Source organism: Actinomadura miaoliensis, assembly GCF_039536785.1.
In the GTDB taxonomy this organism is placed as follows: Bacteria; Actinomycetota; Actinomycetes; order Streptosporangiales; family Streptosporangiaceae; genus Spirillospora; species Spirillospora miaoliensis.
Window position 1 is genome coordinate 49,963 of sequence record NZ_BAAAZG010000031.1, and the last position, 21,514, is coordinate 71,476.

17 protein-coding genes are annotated in these 21,514 nt (G+C 72.9%); 5 read left to right on the forward strand and 12 right to left on the reverse strand.

Going from position 1 to position 21,514, the window contains the following annotated elements; translation table 11 throughout:
* Position 1: 1 nt before the first annotated feature.
* The 6 genes from mreC to ABD811_RS22750 all read right to left on the reverse strand — a co-directional run bounded on the left by mreC (position 2) and on the right by ABD811_RS22750 (position 6,424).
* Positions 2-1,108 (reverse strand): rod shape-determining protein MreC, encoded by a 1,107-nt coding sequence (gene mreC, locus ABD811_RS22725; protein WP_344951129.1) that lies wholly within the window; start codon positions 1,106-1,108, stop codon positions 2-4.
* Positions 1,109-1,186: 78 nt separating this feature from the next.
* Complete coding sequence (locus ABD811_RS22730) at positions 1,187-2,221, reverse strand: rod shape-determining protein (RefSeq protein WP_285497226.1); 1,035 nt, start codon at positions 2,219-2,221, stop codon at positions 1,187-1,189.
* A gap of 207 nt (positions 2,222-2,428) precedes the next feature.
* A complete protein-coding gene (ndk, locus tag ABD811_RS22735) occupies positions 2,429-2,839 on the reverse strand; it encodes a nucleoside-diphosphate kinase (RefSeq protein WP_344951132.1) in 411 nt (136 codons plus the stop codon).
* 117 nt (positions 2,840-2,956) lie between these two features.
* Positions 2,957-4,552, reverse strand: a complete 1,596-nt coding sequence (locus ABD811_RS22740; RefSeq protein WP_344951135.1) for a hypothetical protein — start codon at positions 4,550-4,552, stop codon at positions 2,957-2,959.
* Positions 4,553-4,676: 124 nt separating this feature from the next.
* Positions 4,677-4,994 carry a DUF4233 domain-containing protein gene (locus ABD811_RS22745; RefSeq protein ID WP_344951138.1) on the reverse strand — a complete coding sequence of 106 codons (318 nt, stop codon included), beginning with the start codon at positions 4,992-4,994 and terminating at the stop codon, positions 4,677-4,679.
* Positions 4,995-5,047: 53 nt separating this feature from the next.
* Positions 5,048-6,424 carry a bifunctional folylpolyglutamate synthase/dihydrofolate synthase gene (locus ABD811_RS22750; protein ID WP_344951182.1) on the reverse strand — a complete coding sequence of 459 codons (1,377 nt, stop codon included), beginning with the start codon at positions 6,422-6,424 and terminating at the stop codon, positions 5,048-5,050.
* A 174-nt stretch (positions 6,425-6,598) separates the two neighbouring features.
* Between ABD811_RS22750 and ABD811_RS22755 the strand changes: the two genes are divergently transcribed.
* Entirely contained in the window at positions 6,599-7,834 is a 1,236-nt protein-coding gene (locus ABD811_RS22755) for a folylpolyglutamate synthase/dihydrofolate synthase family protein (RefSeq protein WP_344951141.1), read from the forward strand.
* Between the two features lies 1 nt (position 7,835).
* On the opposite strand, the gene ABD811_RS22760 is transcribed toward ABD811_RS22755, so the two are convergent.
* Together ABD811_RS22760 and ABD811_RS22765 are read right to left on the reverse strand one after the other, a co-directional pair.
* Positions 7,836-8,966: a hypothetical protein gene (locus ABD811_RS22760; RefSeq protein ID WP_344951144.1), complete on the reverse strand. Its 1,131-nt coding sequence runs from the start codon at positions 8,964-8,966 to the stop codon at positions 7,836-7,838.
* Positions 8,967-9,124: 158 nt separating this feature from the next.
* Positions 9,125-11,749 carry a valine--tRNA ligase gene (locus tag ABD811_RS22765; protein ID WP_344951147.1) on the reverse strand — a complete coding sequence of 875 codons (2,625 nt, stop codon included), beginning with the start codon at positions 11,747-11,749 and terminating at the stop codon, positions 9,125-9,127.
* A gap of 124 nt (positions 11,750-11,873) precedes the next feature.
* Here ABD811_RS22765 and ABD811_RS22770 point away from each other — a divergent pair, with 124 nt between their 5' ends.
* The 3 genes from ABD811_RS22770 (at position 11,874) to ABD811_RS22780 (ending at position 14,259) form a co-directional block, all read left to right on the forward strand.
* The gene (locus tag ABD811_RS22770) at positions 11,874-12,623 is read left to right on the forward strand and encodes a hypothetical protein (protein ID WP_344951150.1); all 750 of its coding nucleotides are present in this window, start codon (positions 11,874-11,876) and stop codon (positions 12,621-12,623) included.
* Between the two features lie 132 nt (positions 12,624-12,755).
* A complete protein-coding gene (locus ABD811_RS22775) occupies positions 12,756-13,553 on the forward strand; it encodes a sensor histidine kinase (RefSeq protein ID WP_344951153.1) in 798 nt (265 codons plus the stop codon).
* Positions 13,554-13,572: 19 nt separating this feature from the next.
* A complete protein-coding gene (locus ABD811_RS22780) occupies positions 13,573-14,259 on the forward strand; it encodes a response regulator transcription factor (protein ID WP_344951156.1) in 687 nt (228 codons plus the stop codon).
* A gap of 316 nt (positions 14,260-14,575) precedes the next feature.
* Here the strand turns inward: ABD811_RS22780 and clpX are convergent, their stop codons facing one another.
* The 4 genes from clpX to tig form a co-directional block, all read right to left on the reverse strand.
* Positions 14,576-15,850 (reverse strand): ATP-dependent Clp protease ATP-binding subunit ClpX, encoded by a 1,275-nt coding sequence (gene clpX / locus ABD811_RS22785; protein ID WP_344951159.1) that lies wholly within the window; start codon positions 15,848-15,850, stop codon positions 14,576-14,578.
* A 176-nt stretch (positions 15,851-16,026) separates the two neighbouring features.
* Positions 16,027-16,653, reverse strand: a complete 627-nt coding sequence (locus ABD811_RS22790; protein WP_344951184.1) for an ATP-dependent Clp protease proteolytic subunit — start codon at positions 16,651-16,653, stop codon at positions 16,027-16,029.
* Positions 16,654-16,740: 87 nt separating this feature from the next.
* Positions 16,741-17,370 carry a ClpP family protease gene (locus ABD811_RS22795; RefSeq protein WP_344951187.1) on the reverse strand — a complete coding sequence of 210 codons (630 nt, stop codon included), beginning with the start codon at positions 17,368-17,370 and terminating at the stop codon, positions 16,741-16,743.
* Positions 17,371-18,411: 1,041 nt separating this feature from the next.
* A complete protein-coding gene (gene tig / locus ABD811_RS22800) occupies positions 18,412-19,896 on the reverse strand; it encodes a trigger factor (RefSeq protein WP_344951162.1) in 1,485 nt (494 codons plus the stop codon).
* A 367-nt stretch (positions 19,897-20,263) separates the two neighbouring features.
* Here tig and ABD811_RS22805 point away from each other — a divergent pair, with 367 nt between their 5' ends.
* The gene (locus ABD811_RS22805) at positions 20,264-21,301 is read left to right on the forward strand and encodes a hypothetical protein (RefSeq protein WP_344951165.1); all 1,038 of its coding nucleotides are present in this window, start codon (positions 20,264-20,266) and stop codon (positions 21,299-21,301) included.
* Positions 21,302-21,514: the final 213 nt, after the last annotated feature.

Consider the following 21,514-nt stretch of genomic DNA (forward strand, 5'->3'; position numbering starts at 1 on the left):
GTCAGCCCTCCGAGGTCGGCGTGGTGGACGTGCCCGTGGACGGCTCACGCCCGCCGCGGTCGCCGCGGTCGCCGCGTCCGCCGGTGGTCTCGCTTTCCAGCGGCGTGGCGCCCGGTGAGCTCAGCGGGGACGACGGCGTGCCCTCGGGAGCCCCGCCGCGCGTGGCGAACGGTGTCACGCTGGACGACGCGGACGGCGTGGGCGTCGGTGTCGGCGTCGGCGTGGGCTTCGGCTTGGGCGGCAGCACCGCGTCGCGCGGGTCGCTCTTGGGCGGCGCGACCACCACCGCGACCACGTCCAGGCTGCTGAACCGCACGAACGGCCGCAGGTAGGCGGTGCGGGTGAGGCCGCCCTCGGGCTTCTCGATGCGTTCGACCGCCCCGATCGGCACGCCCGGCACGTAGGGGCGCTCGCCCTGCGACCCGAGCGTCACCAGCCGCTGGCCCGGCCGCAGCGGGGCGTTGGCGTTGAGCATCTGGAACTTCAGCGGCGCGTCGTTGCCCGCGCTCAGACCGCGGCGGCCCCGCCCCTGGACGATGCCGATCTCGCGGGAGTCCTCCAGGCGCGCGCCGACCGAGGACGCCACGTCGGTGGCCAGCAGCACCGTGGCGGTCGCCGGGCCGACCCGGGTGACCCGCCCGACCAGGCCGTCGGCGTTCATCACCGTCATGTCGCGGCGCACGCCGCTGCGGCTGCCGACGTCGATGGTGACGGTCTCCTCGAAGCCCTGCCCGGCCGAGATCACCTGCGCCGCCACGATCTTGTAGCCGCCGATGCCGGCCGAGCCCAGCAGCCGGTGCAGCTGCTGGTTGCGGGAGGCGTCGATGCGGCCGGCGCGCAGTTGCTCGCGCAGCCGCTGGTTCTCCCGTTCCAGCCGGTCGGCGCGGCGGCGCTCACCGGGCGCGTCGGTGATCGCGTCGACGGTGTTGCCGACCGGCCGCACCACCGACGCCGAGGCCCGCTCGACCGGGCCGAACACGGCCGCGCCCAGACCGCGCAGGCCCGAAAGCGGGGAGTGCTGCCCGCCGCGGTAGTCCACCGTGATCATGGTCAGCGCCACCGCAAGCAGCACGCCGAGGACCCAACGGGTCCGCCGGGTGTCCTTCACCCACCGACCTCCCGTTTCCGTCTCGCGGGGGGCGTGGGGGGTCGTCCCCCCACAAGAAGAGAAACTCGCGCGCCCGGCTCAGTGACGCGGTTCGGGGACCAGCACCTGGCGCAGCGACTCGAAGTCCTCCACGCACTTGCCGGTGCCCAGCACCACCGAGTCGAGCGGGTTGTCCACCAGGTGGATGGGCATCCCGGTCTCCTCGCGCAGCCGCTCGTCGAGCTGCTTGAGCAGGGCGCCGCCGCCGGTGAGGGCGATGCCGCGGTCCATGATGTCGCCCGACAGCTCGGGCGGGCACTTGTCCAGGGTGGTCTTGACCGCGTCGACGATGGCGTTGACCGGCTCCTCGATGGCCCGCCGCACCTCCTCCGCGGAGATCACCACGGTCTTGGGCAGCCCGCTGACCAGGTCGCGGCCGCGGATCTCGGCGTGCGGCTCGTCCTCGCCGCCCGGATGCGCCGACCCGATCGCCATCTTGATCTCCTCGGCGGTGCGCTCGCCGAGCATCAGCGAGTACTCCTTCTTGGAGAAGGAGATGATCGCCTGGTCGAGTTCGTCGCCGCCGACCCGGACCGACTGGCTGGTCACGATGCCGCCCAGCGAGATGATCGCGACCTCGGTGGTGCCGCCGCCGATGTCGACCACCATGTTGCCGGTCGGCTCGTACACCGGCAGGCCCGCGCCGATCGCCGCGGCCATCGGCTCCTCGATGATGTAGACCCGGCGGGCACCGGCCTGGTAGCCGGCCTCCTTCACGGCGCGCTGCTCCACCCCGGTGATGCCGCTCGGCACCGCCACCACGATGCGCGGCTTGGCGAAGTGCCGGCGCTTGTGCACCTTCTGGATGAAGTAGCGCAGCATCCGCTCGGTCACGTCGAAGTCGGCGATCACGCCGTCCTTCAGCGGGCGTACCGCGACGATGTTGCCCGGGGTACGGCCGATCATCCGCTTCGCCTCGATGCCCACCGCGACGATCTTGCCGGTATTGGTGTTGATCGCGACGACGGACGGTTCGTTCAGAACGATGCCGCGCCCGCGCACGTAAACCAGCGTGTTGGCGGTTCCGAGGTCGACCGCCATGTCACGGCCGAGAAACGACAGCTTGTTACCCATGAAGAAAGGGAGCCCTTCGATGTCGGCGGGCGTCTAGAGCGGCGTCCCCATCGTAACGCGACGAAGCGGGGCCAGGCAGGCACCCCGGCTCCGCGAGTCGATCAAAAAACCGGCGTCGAGCAGGCAGTTCTCGTTAAAGCGCACGCGGGCCGGATGACCCGGCCCGCGTGTGTCGGCGTTGCCTCGATCGCCCCCTCCCGGGGGTGCTCAGCCCAGGTCGGGGAAGAACAGCTTGATCTCCCGCTCGGCCGAGTAGGTCGAGTCGGAGCCGTGCACGATGTTCTCGCCGATCTCCAGGGCGAAGTCGCCGCGGATGGTGCCGGGGGTGGCGCTCACCGGGTCGGTGGCGCCGGCCAGGGCGCGGAACGCCTCGACGGCGCGCGGGCCCTCGACCACCATCGCCACCAGCGGCCCGCCGGTGATGAACTCCACCAGCTCGCCGAAGAACGGCTTCTCGGCGTGCTCCTCGTAGTGCGCCTCGGCGGTCTCCCGCGGCAGCGTGCGCAGGTCCAGCGCCACGATCTTCAGGCCCTTGCGCTCGATGCGCGAGATGACCTCGCCGATGACGCCGCGGCGGACGCCGTCGGGCTTGACCAGGACAAGAGTGCGCTCGGACACGGGTGGTTCACTCCTCATGCGTGCGGATTGGAGGTGGGGACGCGCCGGTCGCGGGCGCCCACGGCGAAGGGGGCCGGGCCCTGAAGGGCCTGCACACCACTGCCTCTCGCGCGAAGCTTACCGTTCCCCGCCGCCTGAAACCGCCTCGCTCGTCCGTCCTGACGGCGCCCGTCGGCCGGCCGCGGCGGCCAGGGCGACGGCGAGGACGCCCGCGGTGATGAGCCAGACGCGGTAGCCGGCGCTCAGCGCGTAGAACTGCTGCGCCGCGGACTCCGGACGGGCCCGCTGCCACTGCCCCGCCTGCAGCGACAGCACGATGAGCTGCCCGGTGAGGATCGCGGGCGGGCACAGCGACAGCCCGTACAGGGCCGCGCCGGCGCTCGTCCCGCGCAGGGACGCGGCCAGCGCCGTGCCCAGGCCCGCGCCCAGCGGGACCAGGCACGCCGTGAGCGTCCAGCGGCCCGCCGTACCGTCCACGGCGAGGGTGAGCAGGACGGCGACCACCACCAGGCCGAAGCCGCCGTGGACCGCTCCCCGCGCGCCTTCCGGCGGCAGGCGGACGGTGGCGAGCGCCCCGGCCACGGCGGCGCAGGCTGCCGCCGCGAACGGGACCGGCGACACGCCGCCGCCCTCCCCCGCCGCGGCCTGCACCAGCCCGGCCAGCGGGCCGGTCACCGGAAACGCCAGCAGCCCCACGGCGACCATGACGACCGCGCAGGCCCGGGAGTCGGGCGTCGTCCGCGCGTTGGCGGCGATGTCGTCGCGGCCGCCGGTCAGGGCGAGACCGAGCAGCGTCACCACCCCGACGCCCGCGACGACCAGCCGCGCCCCGGGCGACCACCCGTAGGTGGTGACCACCGCCAGGAAGCCGAGCCCGGCGGCGGGGGCGGCGGGGAGCAGCAGTTGCCCGCGCTCGGCGCTGCGCGCGGCGCCGCGGGCGGCGGGCGGCGCATCCGCCGGCGCGGTGTCCCGCAGCAGCAGGCACAGCAGCGCGGCGCCCAGCGCCACGGCGGCGACCTGCGGGTACGGGGCGAGGGCCAGGCGCCAGTCGACGGCGCCGGTGGCGGGGTCGGGACGCGGCGCGGCGCGCAGCGCCACCGGCATGGCGGCCAGCAGCACCGCCGCCAGCGTCCCCGCCCACAGCGCGACCGGCAGGGCGCGGCGGCGTTCCAGCGCCAGGACGAGCGCGGCGGGCAGCGCGATGCCCGCACCGAGGCCCTGCGCCGCCCTGGCGGCGGCGAGGAACGGGACCGAGCCGGCGTACCGGACGGCGACCAGCCCGCCCAGCAGGCAGAGCAGCCCGGCCGCCAGCACGGGCCGCGCGGGCAGGCGGCGGACGGTCACGGCGGCCAGCGGCACGGCGACCAGCAGGGCGGGCAGCGTGGCGCCGGTGGCGCGCACCAGGTCGGCGGCGCCTGCGTCGTTCAGGCGCAGCTCGTCGCGCGCGGCGTCGAGGGCGCCGTGGCCGCCGCCCGGCAGCGTGAGCGCCACGGCGGGCAGCACGGTGACGGTCACCGCGATGACGGCCAGCGTCCGCGCGCGGCTGCCGTCCCCGCGGTCGTGCTCGTGTTCGTGCTCGTGTTCGTGTTCGGGCGGGGGCTGCCGGGCGGGCGCGGCGCCGTTCTGGACGGGTGCGGGCGCGCCGAACTCCACGGTCCGGGTCGGGTCGGCGAGACGATCGCGTGACTGGTCGCGTGACGGGTCGGAGGACACGGCCTTGCTCCTTTGGGAGATGGTCGTCCGCCGACGCCTTTCCCCGCGGCCGGGTGCCCGAATTGCGCGTTAAATCGAAATGGCGGAATTTCGGCGGACGATTGACGTGCCGTCGTCTCCGAATTTAACGCGCCCCGGCGTTCTCCGCCTTGCGTCCGAGCCAAATGGCGGTGACCCACAACGCGCCGAACAGCGCGCCGAGGAAGAACATGGTCGGCACCATGAATCCGGTGGCGATGATGAGTATCTGCAGCACGGCGCCCGCGGGCACCGCCCAGCCGAAGCGCAGCAGCCCGGCCAGCACCACGCACAGCACGGCCAGCCCGCCGCACACCGCCCCGGCCACCGCCCCGTCCACGCCCAGCACCGTGACGGCCACCGGGATCGCCAGCGCGATCACGATCGCCTCGCACCCCAGCACCGTCGCCAGCAGCCGTCTCATCGCCTCGCTCCGCTCGTCACCGCGTCGTCCCCGCCCTCACTTCGCCGGTGCCCTCACTCCGCCGCCGGGGCGCCGACGCGCAGCAGGGTGCGGGCCTCGCCGACGGTGACCACCGACCCGGTGATCAGCACGCCGGCGCCCGCGTACTCGCCCGTCTCCTCGGCCAGGCCGATGGCGCGGTCGATGGCGTCGTCCAGGCGCGGCACCAGGTGCACCCGCTCGGCGCCGAACACGCCCTCGGCCAGCTCCGCCAGCTCCTCGGCGCGCATGGAGCGCGGCGAGGGGTTGCGGGTGACGACGACCTCGGCCAGCACCGGCTCCAGCTGGTCCAGCAGGCCGGGCACGTCCTTGTCGGCGGCCACGGCGACGACCCCGACCAGGCGGCTGAACCCGAACGACTCGTGGACCGCCTCCACCGTCGCGGCCATGCCCGCCGGGTTGTGCGCCGCGTCCAGCAGGACGGTCGGGCCGGTGCGCGCCACCTCCAGGCGGCCGGGCGAGGTGGCCTTGGCGAACCCGCTGCGCACTAGCGCCGGGTCGAGCTGCCCCTCCTCGCCGCCCGCGTAGTCGTCCCCGGCGGCGATCCGGGTGGCCGCCTCCAGGCTCGGCTGGCCGCGGGTGGGCGCTCCGGACGCGAACGCCTCGACGGCGGCCAGCGCGACGGCCGCGTTCGCCGCCTGGTGGTGGCCGAACAGCGGCAGGAAGATGTCGTCGTAGGTGCCGTGCAGGCCGCGCAGGCTGAGCTGCTGGCCGCCGACCGCCACGTCCCGGTGCAGCACGCCGAACTCGATGCCCTCGCGGGCGGCCACCGCGCCGGTCTCGGCCACGCGGCGCAGCAGCACCTCGGCGGCGGGCAGCGGCTGCTGGGCCAGCACCGCCACCGCGCCCGGCTTGATGATCCCCGCCTTCTCCGTGGCGATCTTCTCGATCGTGTCGCCGAGGTGGCGGGTGTGGTCGAGCCCGATGGGGGTGACGACGGCCACGTCCCCGTCGGCGACGTTGGTGGCGTCCCACGCGCCGCCCATGCCGACCTCGACCACGGCAACGTCCACCGGCGCGTCGGCGAACGCCGCGTACGCCATCGCGGTCAGCACCTCGAAGAACGACACCCGCACGCCGTGCTTGTCGTCCACCAGCCGCACGTAGGGCAGGATGTCGCGCAGCACCTCCACGAAGCGGCGCTCGCCGATCGGCTCGCCGTCCACGGCGATCCGCTCGTGCAGGGCGGTCAGCTCCGGGCTGGTGTACAGGCCGGTGCGCAGGCCGCGTTCACGCAGCAGCGTCTCGATCATCCGGGCGGTGCTGGACTTGCCGTTGGTGCCGGTGATGTGGATCACCGGGTAGGTGCGCTGCGGTTCGCCCAGCACGTCCACCAGGTCGCGGATGCGGTCGAGGGACGGTTCGATCTCCCACTCGACCCCGCGGCTCATGATCTCCCGGACGGCGGCGGGGTAGTCCGACGGCTCTTCCACGTGGTTCACGATGCTCCATGCTGCGTCGACCGACCTCTGCAGCCTATCGCCGCCCGTCCGCGCATCGGCCGGGACTCCCGGCCTGCGAGCATGGATCGTCGGGGCACGGCCGGGGTGTGATCGGGGGGTGTGATGGACGCCGACGAGGTGTTCTTCCGCGAGTGGCATGCCCGGCGTCGCGGCCAGACGCGCGACCTGGGGCGGGCGCGCCGCGTCGCCGGCCTGCTGGGCGTGGGGGACCTGCGGGTCCCGGTGCTGACGGTGGTGGGTTCCAAGGGCAAGGGCACGGCGGCCACGTTCGCGTCCGCCTGCCTGGCCGCGGCCGGGTGGCGGGTCTGCACGGTGACCAGCCCCGGGCTGCGCGGCAACACCGACCGGATCCGGGTGGACGGCCGCGCCATCGGCGAGGACGCCCTGCGCGCGCTGGGCGGCCGGATCGAGGACGCGCTGCGCCGGATGCCGCCTCCCGGGCCCGGCTACCTGTCGCCCGCCGGGCTGTTCACCGTCGCGGGGGCGGCGCACGGGGCCGGCGTCGGCGCGGACGCGCTGGTGCTGGAGGCGGGCATGGGCGGACGGTCGGACGAGGTGTCGCTGTTCGCCCCGGCCGTCGTCGCCATCACGCCGATCTTCGGTGAGCATCTGGGCGTGCTCGGCGACACCGTCGTGGCGATCGCCGCGGAGAAGGCGGGGGTGGCGGCCCGGGGCACGCGGGCGGTGGTGTCGGCTCCGCAGGACCCGGCGGTCGCCGAGATGCTGGACGGCGTGGTCGCCGCCCGCACCGGCGGCGCCGCCACCGTCGAGTACGTGGCGGGCGACGGCGGCGAGGTGCCCGCCGGGGCGCTGCCGCAAGGGCTGGGGCGCGTCAGCGCCGTGGTGGGCGTCACCGCCGGGCTGCGGCTGCTGCGGGCGCGTGGGGTGCCGAGGCCGACGGTGTCGCGGCTGCGGTCCGTCCTGGAGTCGGTGCGGCTGCCGGGCCGCCTGTCGTGGCACCGGCTGCCCGGCACGGCGACCCAGGTCATGGCGGACTCGGCGATCGACGGCACCGGCGTCACCGCGGCCCTGGACGCCGCGCACGCCCGCTGGGGCGCCGTCGACCACGCCCTGGTCTGCCTGCCCGACCACAAGGACCTGGACGGCGCCGTGGCCGCGCTGGGGGCGCTGCCGGTCACGTTCGTACGACTGCCGTACCGGCACCTGCGCTTCACCCGGCCGCTGCCGCCGCACTGGACGGTGATCGACGCGTCCGACCTGACCCGCGAGCGCGTCGCGGGCCTGGGGCGGCACGTGGTCGCCCTCGGCACCGTCTACTTCGTCGGCCTCGTGCTCGACCTGGTGGACGCCGACACCGGCCGGCTGTTCACCGTCTGAGTCACTTCTCCAGGTCGGCGCGCATCCGGCGCATCAGATCGGCCATGGCGGGGGTGCCGTCGCCCACGGTGGGCATGTTGGACGCCACGAACCCGAACGAGGACTCCGTCGCCCACGAGCAGTAGACGTGCACGTCGGACAGGACGGCGAACGTCCCGCACACGCCGCGGCCGCCGCCCTTGCCCGGCTTCACGTCCCGCGCCGTCAGCACCGTGCCGGGACGCGCCTTGCGCAGGAACGCGGCGGGGTCGCCGATCTTCCCGGTCCCGCCGAGGAACACCACGTTCTGCGAGCGCTGCGGCAGGTCGGCGTACACGGCGGCCACGTTGCCGGGCCGTTCGGCGCCGCCCGCCCGCACCGCCGACGCCAGGAACGGGTAGGCGGCGCTGGCGGCGGGCATGCCGGGGGTGCGCTGCAGGCCGCCCGCGACCGCCGCCGCCGTGACGCGGTGCCGGGGCACCTTCGTGCCGTCGCGTTCGCCGGAGGCGCCGTCCTGCCGCAGCACCAGCGCGCCCACGGCCAGCGCCGCGACCAGCCCGACGGACGCGGCCGCCGCCATGATCACGACGTAGCGGCGGGCGGTGCGCCGTTTCGCCGGGGAGACGCCGGACGGGACCTGCCCGTTGGACGCCCTCCCGGACGAGGCCTGCGCGGTGCCGACGGCGCGCTGCGGCCCCGTGGACACCACCGGGTGCGCGCCGGACGTCACCACCGGATGCCCACCGGAGGTCACCACGGGGTGCCCGCCGGACGTCACGACGGGGTGCCCACCGGACGTCACGACGGGGTGCCCACCGGACGTCAGCGCCCCGTTGGTCCTGGGGAGGGCGTGCGGGCCGGTCGAGACGTCCCCGGACGCCCCGGCCAGGTCGGGGATGCGCTGCGGCCCGGAGGCCAGGTCGGGAGGAGCCTGCATCCACCACGGCTGCGCGGGAAGCTCCGCCGAGGACCCGTCGGGACCCGTCGCGGTGCCGTCGAGGGCGGGCATCTCGACGTCGACGGCCGTGGTGGGCACGGCGGACGCCACGGGAGGCGCGGAGGCGCCCACCGGAGGCACGGGACGCGCGGACGCGGGGACCGCCCGGTCACCCGCCTCGTCCGGCACATCGGAGCGATGGGGCGATTCAGCCACCTGACCTCCCGACACTTACATCGAGCCCCGAAGCACGCGGACCACCACAACGATCACACGGGATCGTAACGCCGCAGAGCCGGGCATGCCGCGCGTTCCGCACACCTGACGGCAACGCCACGTCCCACCGCGCAACGGTGGGACGTGGCGGGAGGCGGTCAGGCGGTGGGCAGGGCGGCCAGCTGGGATTCCAGGCGGGCGATGTCGGCCTCGGCCTGGCTCAGCCGGTCGCGGGTCTTGGCGACCACGGCCTCCGGGGCCTTGGCCATGAACGACTCGTTGCCGAGCTTGCGCCGGGACTGGTCGGCCTCCTTGCGGGCGTTGGCGAGGTCCTTCTCCAGGCGCTTGCGCTCGGCGGCCACGTCGATGGCCCCGGCGGTGTCCAGGCGGACGGTCACGCCCTCCACCGGCAGCGACGCGGTGGCCGAGAAGCCCTCGCCCGGCGCGTCCAGGCGCAGCAGCATCCGCACGCCCTCCTCGTGGCCGGACAGCGGCGACCCGCCCCACTCCAGGGCGGCGGCCACCCGCTGCCCCGGCTTGAGGCCCTGGTCGGCGCGGAACCGCCGGACCTCGGTGACCAGCCGCTGCAACGACGCCACCAGCGCCTCGGCGCCGTCGTCGTGCCGCGCCGCGTCCGCCTGCGGCCAGGCGGCCCGCACCAGGGTCTCCTCGCCCGTCAGGGACGTCCACAGCTCCTCGGTGACGAACGGGATGACCGGGTGCAGCAGCCGCAGCAGGCTGTCCAGCACCTCGCCCAGGACGCGGCGCGTGGCGTCGGCGGTCGCGGCGTCGTCCAGCTGCACCTTGGACAGCTCGACGTACCAGTCGCACACCTCGTCCCACGCGAAGTGGTAGAGGGTCTCGCACGCCTTGGCGAACTCGAACGACTCCAGGTACGCGTCGACCTCGGCGATCACCTTGTTGAGCCGCGACAGGACCCAGCGGTCGATGGTCGTCAGCCCCTCGGACGGCAGCTCGCCGCGCACGTGCGCGCCGTTCATCAGCGCGAACCGGGTCGCGTTCCACAGCTTGTTGCAGAAGTTGCGCGAGCCCTGCGCCCACTCGTCGGCCACCGGGACGTCGCCGCCGGGGTTGGCGCCGCGCAGCAACGTGAAGCGGGTGGCGTCGGCGCCGTAGCGGTCGATCCAGTCCAGCGGGTCGACCACGTTGCCGAACGACTTGGACATCTTCTTGCCGTGCTGGTCGCGCACCATGCCGTGCAGCGCGATCACCTTGAACGGCTCGACCCCGTCCATCGCGTACAGCCCGAACATCATCATCCGGGCCACCCAGAAGAACAGGATGTCGTAGCCGGTGACCAGCACCGACGTCGGGTAGAAGCGCTTGAGGTCGGGCGTGTCGTCCGGCCAGCCGAGCGTGGAGAACGGCCACAGCGCCGAGGAGAACCAGGTGTCGAGGACGTCGGTGTCTTGGGTCCACCCGGCGGGCGGCTCCTCGTCCGGGCCGGGGCACACCGTCTGGCCGTCCGGGCCGTACCAGACCGGGATGCGGTGCCCCCACCACAGCTGGCGGCTGATGCACCAGTCGTGCATGTTGTCGACCCACTCGAAGTAGCGGGCCGCCATCTCCGGCGGGTGGATCCGCACGCGGCCGTCGCGGACGGCGTCGCCCGCGGCCTTGGCCAGCGGCGCGACCTTGACGAACCACTGCAGCGACACCCGCGGCTCCACGACGGTGGAGCAGCGCTGGCAGTGCCCGACCGAGTGCTCGTACGGGCGGACCTCCTTGACGATCCGGCCCTGCTGGCGCAGCGCGGCGACCACCGCGGGACGCGCCTCGAACCGGTCCAGGCCCTGGAACGGCCCGTGCGCGGTGATCACGCCGCGCTCGTCCATGATCGTCAGCGAGGGCAGGTCGTGCCGCCGCCCGATCTCGAAGTCGTTGGGGTCGTGCGCCGGGGTGACCTTCACCGCGCCGGTGCCGAACTCGGGGTCGACGTGCTCGTCGGCCACCACCGGGATGCGCCGGCCCGTCAGCGGCAGCTCGATCTCCCGGCCCACCATGTGCTTGTAGCGCGTGTCGTCGGGGTGCACGGCCACGGCGGTGTCGCCGAGCATCGTCTCGGCCCGGGTGGTCGCCACGACGATCTCGTCCTCGCCCGACCCGTACCGGATCGACACCAGCTCGCCCTCGCGGTCGGCGTGCTCGACCTCGATGTCCGACAGCGCGGTCAGGCAGCGCGGGCACCAGTTGATGATCCGCTCGGCCCGGTAGATCAGGCCGTCGTCGAACAGCCGCTTGAAGATCGTGCGGACGGCGCGGGCGCGGCCGTCGTCCATGGTGAACGCCTCGCGGCCCCAGTCCACGCTGTCGCCCAGGCGGCGCATCTGGCCGAGGATGCGCCCGCCGGACTCGGCCTTCCACGCCCAGACCCGCTCGACGAACGCCTCACGGCCCAGGTCGTGCCGGGACTTGCCCTCCTTGGCCAGTTCCCGCTCCACCACGTTCTGGGTGGCGATCCCGGCGTGGTCCATGCCGGGCACCCACGCCGTCTCGTACCCCTGCATGCGGCGGCGCCGCACGAGCGCGTCCTGGATCGAGTGGTCCAGCGCGTGGCCCATGTGCAGCGAGCCGGTCACGTTGGGCGGCGGGATGACGATCGAATAGGCCGGACCGCCGGGGTTCCGCGCCGGATCGGCGGCGAAGTACCCTGCCGATACCCAGCGCTCGTACAGCCTGCCCTCGACGTCAGCCGGTTGGTACTTGGTGGGCAGGTCGACGTGGGCGGCCGCCTGGCCGCGCTCAGTGCTGGGCGTTGTCACGGGCCCAGATTCTACGGGCCCCGAGACGGTAGAACGCGCGGCCCTCGGTACACGTCCCAACTATCAGACCCCCAGACGGGACGTCCGACGCCGCGGCGCCCGTCCGAACCCCCTGAGGAGTGAGATGAGCGGTTGGAACCCCCCTCCGGCGCCCGGCGGTCCTCCGGGCGGCGGCGTCCCCTACGGCCACGGCCCCCAACCGCCGGGCTTCCCGCCCGGCCCGTACGGCCCGGGCGGCGGCGCCTACGGCCCACCGCCGCCGCGCCGCTCCTCGTCCGCCCCGCTGATCATCGGCCTGGTCGCCGTGCTGGCCGTGGCGGTGGTCGCCGTGCTGGTGGTGGCCGTCGTGCTGGTCGGCGGCGGGCCCAGCTCCATCGACACCCCGTCGTCGGCGGGCGGGCTGAGCCGTGACTACTCCGCCGAACGCGAGCTGGGCACCCAGATCAGCAACCAGCAGTCGACCCTGCGCAACATGGGCGGCGCGGAGATCGACGACGTCAAGACCGCGGTCTACAGCTCGGGCTCCGACCGCTACCTGTTCGTCGGGGGCACCGGCACCTTCGACCCCGACCAGCTGCAGAGCGAGTTCCGGCGCAGCATGAACAACACCGGCGGCAGCGGCCTGTCGGTCATCACGATCCCGCTGGCCGACCCGGGCGGCGACGGCGAGGCGGCCTGCGCGTCCATCCGCGCCAGCGTCCCCGGCAGCAGCCTGTCGTACCAGACGGCCACCTGCGTGTGGATGACGGACAAGACGTTCGGCATGGTCACCCCGGCCCCGCAGTCGGGCGGCTCGCTGGGCAGCGTCCGCACCTACACCTACGGCATCGTCGCCGACCAGATGCGCCGCCTGCGCCAGGACGTCGAGAGCTGACCCTGGAATCCCGCCGGGGACGGGACACAGGTCACCTGACGCCGGGTCGTCCGACCGGAAAGGCTGGCCGCGGAGGTTCTCCCTCCGCGGTCCGCGGGCGCCGGGACGACGGGCACGACGGCAGGAGGTGCGATGGCGGCGGTAGTGGGGCGCGTCGCCGGCCTTGCCGCGGCGTTCGCCGCCGGCGCGGCCGTCGCGCACCTGGCGAGCATCCCCCGCCTGCACCGGCTCACCGTCGACCTGCAGCACTCACGGCAACGGATCCTGGCCGCCCGCGAGGAGGAACGTCGCCGCCTGCGCCACGACCTGCACGACGGGCTCGGCCCCACCCTCGCCAGCCTGGCCATGTCCCTGGACGCCGTCCGCCTCACCCTCCCCGGCGAACCCGAACGCGTCGCGCCGCTGCTGTCGGAGCTGCGCGACCGGCTGGCCGGCACCGTCGGGCAGATCCGCGAGCTGGCGCACGGACTGCGCCCGCCCGCCCTGGACGACCTGGGCCTGGCCGGGGCGATCGAGGCGCTGGCCGCGGGCTGCTGCGAACGCGTCGACGTGCGGGTCGGCGGCCTGGGCGAGGACGCCGGGGACCTGCCCGCGGCCGTGGAGGTCGCCGCGTACCGCATCGCGCGCGAGGCGCTGGCCAACGTCCGCGCCCACTCCCGGGCCGACACGGTGCTGGTGCTGCTGAACCGGGACGCCGCCCTGCATCTCATGATCGCCGACTCGGGCGTGGGGCTCCCCGACCAGCCCGCCCGCGGCACCGCCGACGACCGCCGCTGCCCCCACCGCCGCGGCGGCCTGGCGTCGATGCGCGAGTGGGCCGCCGAGGTCGGCGGCACCTGCCTGATCACCTCACGGCCCGGCGCGGGCACGATCGTCTCGGCCCGGTTGCCCCTGACCGTCCCGGACTACCATCGGGCTTCCCCCGAGTGAAGGTGAGCGGAGCGCGACCATGACCGAGCCGGAGCGGACCGGCGAGCCCATCCGGGTCCTGATCACCGACGACCACCCCATCTACCGGCAGGGCCTGCGCGGCCTGCTGCAGGCCCTCGGCGTCGAGGTGGTCGCCGAGGCCGAGAACGGCCCCGACGCCGTCCGGCTCGCCGCCGAACTGCAGCCCGACGTCGTCGTGATGGACCTGCAGATGCCCGGCGGCAACGGCATCGAGGCCACCCGCACCATCACCCGCACCAGCCCCCGCATCGGCGTGCTGGTCCTGACGATGTTCCGCGACGACGACTCGGTGTTCGCCGCCATGCGCGCCGGCGCCCGCGGCTACCTGCTCAAGGAGTCCGGCGCCGAGGAGATCGCCCGCGCCGTCCGCGCCGTCGCCGCCGGCGAGGCCATCTACGGCCCCGAGATCGCCCGCCGGGTGCTGGCCTACTTCACCGAGATGCCCGACCCCCGCCAGGCCGCCTTCCCCCAGCTCACCGAACGCGAACGCGAGGTCCTCGAACTCATCGCCCAGGGCCGCAGCAACGCCGAGATCGCCGCCACCCTCTTCCTCAGCCAGAAGACCGTCCGCAACCACGTCTCGAACATCTTCCTGAAACTCCACGTCGCCGACCGCGCCCAGGCCATCGTCCTGGCCCGGGAGGCCGGCCTCGGCGACCCCACCCGCTCCCCCGGCCCCCGCTGACCCCACCCACGCAAGCACCAGCAAAGGTGAGCGCACCTCACCGAGCAAGCCCGACGCGACCCGCAGCGAGCATCCAACCCGAGACATAGCCCGTGAGCTCCAGGGGTCGCCGTCCCCAGAAGACACCAAGGGCAGAGCACCACCGAAGGTGAGCGCAGCTCACCGAGCAGGCCGGACGCGACCGCGGCGAGCGTTCAACGCGAGACGCAGCCGGGGGGCTCCGGGGGGTCGCCCCCCGGGAGACACCAAGGGCGGGGCCCGGCGAAGGTGAGCAAAGCTCACCGAGCAGGGTGACCCGCCCCAACCGCTCCCTCCCTCAGGCGGACTTTTCGCGGGGTTCGCGTTTGGTGCGTTCGCGGGGGACGAGGGTGGGGTTGACGTGCTCCAGCACGGCCTCGCGCGTGATCACGACGCGGGCGACGTCCTGGCGGCTGGGGACCTCGTACATCACCGACAGGAGGACCTCCTCCATGATGGCGCGCAGGCCGCGGGCGCCGGTGCCGCGCAGGATGGCCTGGTCGGCGATGGCCTCCAGCGCGTCGGAGGTGAACTCCAGGTCCACACCGTCCAGCTCGAACAGCCGGTGGTACTGCTTGACCAGCGCGTTCTTCGGCTCGGTGAGGATGTTGATCAGCGCCTCCCGGTCCAGGTTGTGCACGCTGGTGATGATCGGGAGGCGGCCGATGAACTCGGGGATCATGCCGAACTTCAGCAGGTCCTCGGGCATCACGTCGGCCAGCACGTTGCTGGACTCGGCGAAGTCGTCCTTGGAGCGGATGACCGCGCCGAAGCCCATGCCCTGCTTGCCCACCCGGGACTCGACGATCTTCTCCAGCCCGGCGAAGGCGCCGCCGCAGATGAACAGCACGTTGGTGGTGTCGATCTGGATGAACTCCTGGTGCGGGTGCTTGCGGCCGCCCTGCGGCGGGACGCTCGCGGTGGTCCCCTCCAGGATCTTCAGCAGCGCCTGCTGGACGCCCTCGCCGGACACGTCGCGGGTGATCGACGGGTTCTCGCTCTTGCGGGCGATCTTGTCGACCTCGTCGATGTAGATGATCCCGGTCTCGGCCTTCTTGACGTCGTAGTCGGCCGCCTGGATCAGTTTGAGCAGGATGTTCTCGACGTCCTCGCCGACGTATCCGGCCTCCGTCAGCGCCGTCGCGTCGGCGATCGCGAACGGCACGTTCAGGAGCTTGGCGAGCGTCTGCGCGAGCAGCGTCTTACCCGATCCGGTCGGCCCCAGCAGCAGGATGTTCGACTTGGCCAGCTCGACCGCGTCGTCCCGCCCGGTGTCGCCGGACTGGATGCGCTTGTAGTGGTTGTAGACGGCCACCGACAGCGCCTTCTTGGCCGCCTCCTGCCCGATGACGTAGGAGTCCAAGAATTCGTAGATCTCCCGCGGCTTGGGCAGGCTGTCCCACTTGAGGTCGGAGGTCTCGGCGAGCTCCTCCTCGATGATCTCGTTGCAGAGATCGATGCACTCGTCGCAGATGTACACGCCCGGACCCGCGATGAGCTTCTTGACCTGCTTCTGGCTCTTCCCGCAGAACGAGCACTTGAGCAGGTCACCACCGTCGCCGATGCGTGCCACCCAACTGTCTCCTTTTCGTGGGGCCGCCCGCCCGTGGAGGATGCGGCGCAGCTCGGTTGCGTGTCCCGAAGGCTCTCGACGTTGGAATCGACGTTACCGTCTCCAACGGACTTGGTAAGCCCCTCGCCCGGAAGAATGCCGACCGGGCTGGGGGTCTCCCATGTCCGGGTGCCGTCTCAGGACGACACTACCTCGGCCTTGCGCTTCCTGCTGACGAAGACGTCGTCGATCAGACCGTACTCCTTGGCCTCATCAGCGGTGAGGATCTTGTCGCGCTCGATGTCCCGCCGGACCTCTTCGATGCTCTTGCCGCTGTGCCGGGCCAGGATGTCCTCCAGCTGCTCGCGGATGCGCATGATCTCGCGGGCCTGGATCTCGATGTCGCTGGCCTGGCCGTAGGAGCCCTCGGTGGCCGGCTGGTGGATGAAGATCCGGGAGTTGGGCAGCGCGGCGCGCTTGCCCGGGCTGCCGGCCGCCAGCAGCACCGCCGCGGCGGAGGCCGCCTGGCCGATGCACACCGTCTGGATGTCCGGCTTGACGAACTGCATCGTGTCGTAGATCGCCGTCATGGCCGTGAACGAGCCGCCGGGCGAGTTGATGTAGATGCTGATGTCGCGGTCCGGGTCGATCGACTCCAGGGTGATCAGCTGGGCCATGACGTCGTTGGCCGACGCGTCGTCGATCTGCACGCCGAGGAAGATGATCCGCTCCTCGAAGAGCTTGTTGTACGGGTTCATCTCCTTGACCCCGTACGTGGTGCGCTCGACGAAGGAGGGGATGATGTAGCGGTTGTCCACGGGCATCGGCGCGCGGCCCGCCTGGATCAGGTCGTACGCGCCGGGCCGGATGAGCTCACTCACTGAAAGTGCCTCCGCTTTTCGTGCGGGTGGTCAGGAGACGGGGCCCTCGGAGGGCACCTGGGTGGCGCTGAGCACCACGTGGTCGACGAAGCCGTAGTCGCGGGCCTCCTCGGCGGTGAACCAGCGGTCGCGGTCGGAGTCCTTCTCGATCTGCTCGACCGACTGACCGGTGTGCGAGGCGATCCGCTCGGCCAGCGTCTTCTTGACGTACAGCATCTGCTCGGCCTGGATCTTGATGTCCGAGGCGGTGCCGCCGATGCCGCCGGACGGCTGGTGCATCATGATCCGCGCGTGCGGCAGGGCGTAGCGCTTGCCGCGGGTGCCCGCGCACAGCAGGAACTGCCCCATCGACGCGGCCAGGCCCATGGCGACGGTGACGATGTCGTTCGGCACGTACTGCATGACGTCGTAGATCGCCATGCCCGCGGTGACCGAACCGCCGGGCGAGTTGATGTACAGGGTGATGTCGCGGCGCCCGTCCTCGGCCGACAGCAGCAGCAGCTCGGCGCAGATGCGGTTGGCGATGTCGTCGTCGACCTGCTGGCCGAGGACCACGATGCGCTCACGCAGCAGGCGCTGGAACAGCTGCTCGCTGAGCGGCAGCAGGGGCGCTTCGGCGACCCTCGACTGGATCGGCGACTGGTCGTTCGTCGGAGGCATGCTCACCGGTGTGTTCCTCCGGTCCTTTAATCGGTTCGGATGATTGGACATTAACGCGCTGGAGCGACCGTTCACGCCGGGAGGGCTGCCTTTTCGCTGGGGGCGTACCCCCGACGCCCGGACGCACCGGTACGTTTCACCCCCGCCCCCACGCGGGCACGCCCTGCACCTCTGCAAGGTGCAAGGCATTCCCATGCACGTCGCGGGGCCGCCTGGTACACCCCTCCCGGTTCCCCCGCTGCGCCCCAACAAGCCACAACGCATCCGCCGCTTGGCCGAAGTCACCTGCCGGCACGCCCAGCCCCGTCCCAGGTGCCCCACCAGCCATCCCGCTACCGTGTGCGTCCCTCCCAGCGGATCAAGCATCCCGTCCGGCCCCTCCGGCGTCAGCCGCTGCTCGTGGACGCGGTGGCCGTGCGCCGCACCAGGGTGCCTCTGCACGGGTCACGGGGGCGCGGTGCGGCATGCGGCGAGTCAGGGACGCGCGAGGGGACACCTCGCCTTGGGGAGGGCCCCGGCTCTCCGGCGGCCGATGGGCCACTGACTTCTGGCGGTAATGATCGGCCTGGCGGGTACCGGCAGGGCGATCGCAGCGGGTCCTGCTCGCGCGGACGGCCACAAGGGCGGAACCGGTGGGACGTCGGCGCTGCCAGCGCGTGAGGGGACGTCTCGTTCTCTCGGGCGGTGGCGCTGGAGCTGGGCCGTGGTGAGCGCCGGGCACTTGCGGCGAGGGGCGGCAGCGGCGGCGCGCCTGAACGGCGTACACGGGCGCAGGGCCGGCGAGAAGGCGGCGGGCTCTGCGCGGTCAGATGGCGGGGCCCGGGAAGGCCATGGGGACGGCACGGTCCGTTCCCTGGCAGAGGTGGCGCCGGCGGCCGTTGCCGTGGGGCCGGGGCGGCGGGCGCCACCTCGTGCGGGTGTTCGAGCGGTGCGCGTGGGCCGACGCCACAGCGCCCTGGGCGTCCGGCGGCACGCGGCCGCACGCCGCCTGCCGGCGGGCGCCGGGTGGCGCGCCGGGCAGGCGGGCTCGTCACATCCCCGTCAGGAGTCCTTCTTGTCGGACTCGGCGGGCTTGTCCGTCTCGGCGGCGGCCTCGGCGGCGGGCTCGGCCTCGGTCTCGGCCTCGGTCTCGGCCTCGGCGGCGGGCTCCTCGGCTTCCGGAGCCTCCTGCGCGTCCTCGGACTCGGCCTGGACGGTCTCGCCGTTCAGTTCGCGCTGGATCGCCTCGACGTCGAGCTGGTTGCCGGACTCGTCCTTGATCGTGACGTGCTCGACGACCAGGTTGAGGGCCTTGCTGCGCAGCACCTCGGAGACGATCGCGGGCAGCTGGTTGTTCTCGGTGAGGTACTGGGCGAGCTGCTGCGGCGCCACGCCCATCTGCATGGCCTGCGTGACGACGTACTCGCTGAGCTCCTCGTTCTCGACGCCCAGCTCCTCCTGGACGGCGAGCTGGTCGAGCACGAAGCCGCCCTTGACCGCCTGGCGGGCCGCCTCGGCGATCTCGGCGTCGAAGTCCTCCTCGGACTTCTCCTCGCCCTCCAGGTAGTCGGCCTTGGTCATGCCCGCCATCTGCAGCTGCTGCTCCAGCTGCTGGTTGCGGCGGCTGATCTCCTCCTCGACCACCTTCTCGGGCAGCGGGATGTCGATCTTTTCGAGCAGGGCCTCGAGGGCGCGGTCGCGGGCCTGGGACAGCTGCTGCATGCGCAGCTGCCGCTCCAGCCGGGTGCGCACGTCCGCGCGCAGCTCCTCCAGCGTGTCGAACTCGCTGGCGAGCTGGGCGAACTCGTCGTCGAGCTCGGGCAGGTTCTTGACCTTGACGCTCTGCACGGTGGCCGTGATCTCGGCCTCCTCGCCGGCGCGCTCGCCGCCGGTGAGCGAGGCGGTGAAGGTGGCGCTCTCGCCCGCCTTCAGGCCGGTGAGGGCGTCGTCCAGGCCCTCCACCGACGAGCCGCTGCCGACCTCGTACGACAGGCCGGTGGTGGAGGCGTCCTCGACGGTCTCGTCGTCGATCTTGGCGACGAGGTCGACGACGGCGAAGTCGCCCTCCTCGACGGCGCGGTCGACGGTGGTCAGCGAGGCGAACCGCTCGCGCAGGTTGCCGATGGTCTCCTCGACGCGCTCGTCGGTGACGACCGCGTCGTCGACCACGACCTCCAGGCCGTCGTAGTCGGGCACCTCGAACTTGGGCCGGATGTCGACCTCGGCGGTGAACGCGAACTGCTTGCCGTCGTCGAGTTCGGTCACCTCGACGTCGGGCTGGCCGAGGACGAAGATCTCCGTCTCCTCGACGGCGCGGCCGTACAGCTGCGGAAGCGCGTCGTTGACCGCCTCCTGCAGGACCGCGCCCCGGCCGACGTACTTGTCGATCAGCGGGGCGGGGACCTTGCCGGGCCGGAAGCCCTTGATCCGCACCTGACGCGAGATCTCCTTGTACGCCTTGTCGAGGTTCGGCTTGAGCTCGTCGAACGGAACCTCGACGGTGAGCTTGACCCGGGTCGGGGTCAGCTCCTCGACATCGGTCTTCACTGGGGTTGGTCTCCTTGATCGGGCGCTGTCTCGGCCGCGGCGTTCGACGCGTACTCAGCCAGCCGGTATCTCAGGCAGGCGCGGGCACGCCGAAGAGGACTCCGCGCCTTCGCGCCGCCAAGTCTATGGGGTCGCGGCGGCGTCTGCGGACATCGGACGGCCACTTTCGGCGGCCGGACGCCCCGAGCGCGTACGCCGAGGTCATCAACTTGTCGCGTACCGGATTACATACCCAGAGTAGGGACGGGCCGGTCAACGATCATGTGAGGGGTGTGACATGGCGCACCCCGAACATCCATACTCGTGCGGGATGAACGGGATAGCCGCGGCCTTTGGGGCGACTGCGCTCTATTATGTCGCCTTCGCCATGTTCCGGCTGGCCGCCGCCCGGGTGGAGCCCTTGCGCGGCAACCGCATCCCGCGCATGGCCTGGGTGGTGCTGACCGACTGGATCTTCCTGGCCGGGCTGGCGCTCGCGCTGGGCGGGCTGGTGCTGCAGATCATCGCCATGGGCGAGCTGGCGCTGGGCGTGGCCATCCCGATCTTCATGTCCGGACTGCTGCCGCTGCTGCTCATCGCGCTGGTGTTCTTCGCCGAGGAGCTGACCGCGCGCGAGTGGCTGAGCCTGGTGCTGGTCGGCGGCGCGGTCGCGCTGCTGGTTCTGTCGATGCGCGACACCCCGTCGATCGGCGGGGCGGACGTGCCGCCGTGGCGGCTGGCGGCGGTCGTCGTTCCGGCGCTGCTGGTGCCGCTGGTGATCCTGGTGATGGAGGACGTGCGTCCGGACGGACGGCACGCGCGCCCGGTGACCGGCATTGCCTACGGGCTGGCGTCCGGCTTCCCGGTGGGCACCGCCGAGCTGGCGATCAAGGGGTGGAGCGACGCGGGCGGCGCCGACCCGGACGTGCTGGCGACCCCGTACCCGTATGTGACGGTGCTGGCGGCGGCGGTCGGCTTCGGCATCATGGTCGCGGCGTTCCAGCGGTGCCGGGTGTCGATCGTGGCGACCGTGATGACCGTGGCCGCCAAGTCCTACCTGCTGCTCATGGGCACGCTGCTGTACGGGGAGCCGTGGCCGCGGGACATGACGCACTCGGCGATGCGGCTGGGCGCGCTGGCGCTGGCGGCGGTCGCGGTGGCGCAGTTCCCCCGGCACCGTCCCGTCGCGGAGTCCGCCGAGGCCGGGGAGGCGCAGCCGCCCGCACGCGATCCGTTCGGCGGGGTCCCGCCGTCGCGCGATCCGCTGTCGCGTGCCCCGTTCGGGCAGGCGCATCTCGCCGCGCCGCACCTGGAGCAGCCGCCTCCGGGTGCGCCGCCCGCGCGCGGCCCCACCGCGGACGATTACCCGGGGCAGCTCCCGTACCGGCCGAGCCCCCCGGAAGAAGAGCAGCGTCCTCCGGGCTAGAGAACGCCCCGGCACCGCGCGGCGCCGGGGCGTTCTTTCCGTCATTCAGTTTTTACGTCGTTCAGCGGCGACCTTTGCCTTGGCCGCCCATGCCGGGGAGCCCCTTGTCGAGACCGGCGCGGCGCAGCGCGTCGGCCATGGCGCCGCCGCCCGCGGGTCCGCCGCGGCGGCCGTCGCCGCGTCCGCCGCCACGGCCCTGGCCGTTGCCGCCGC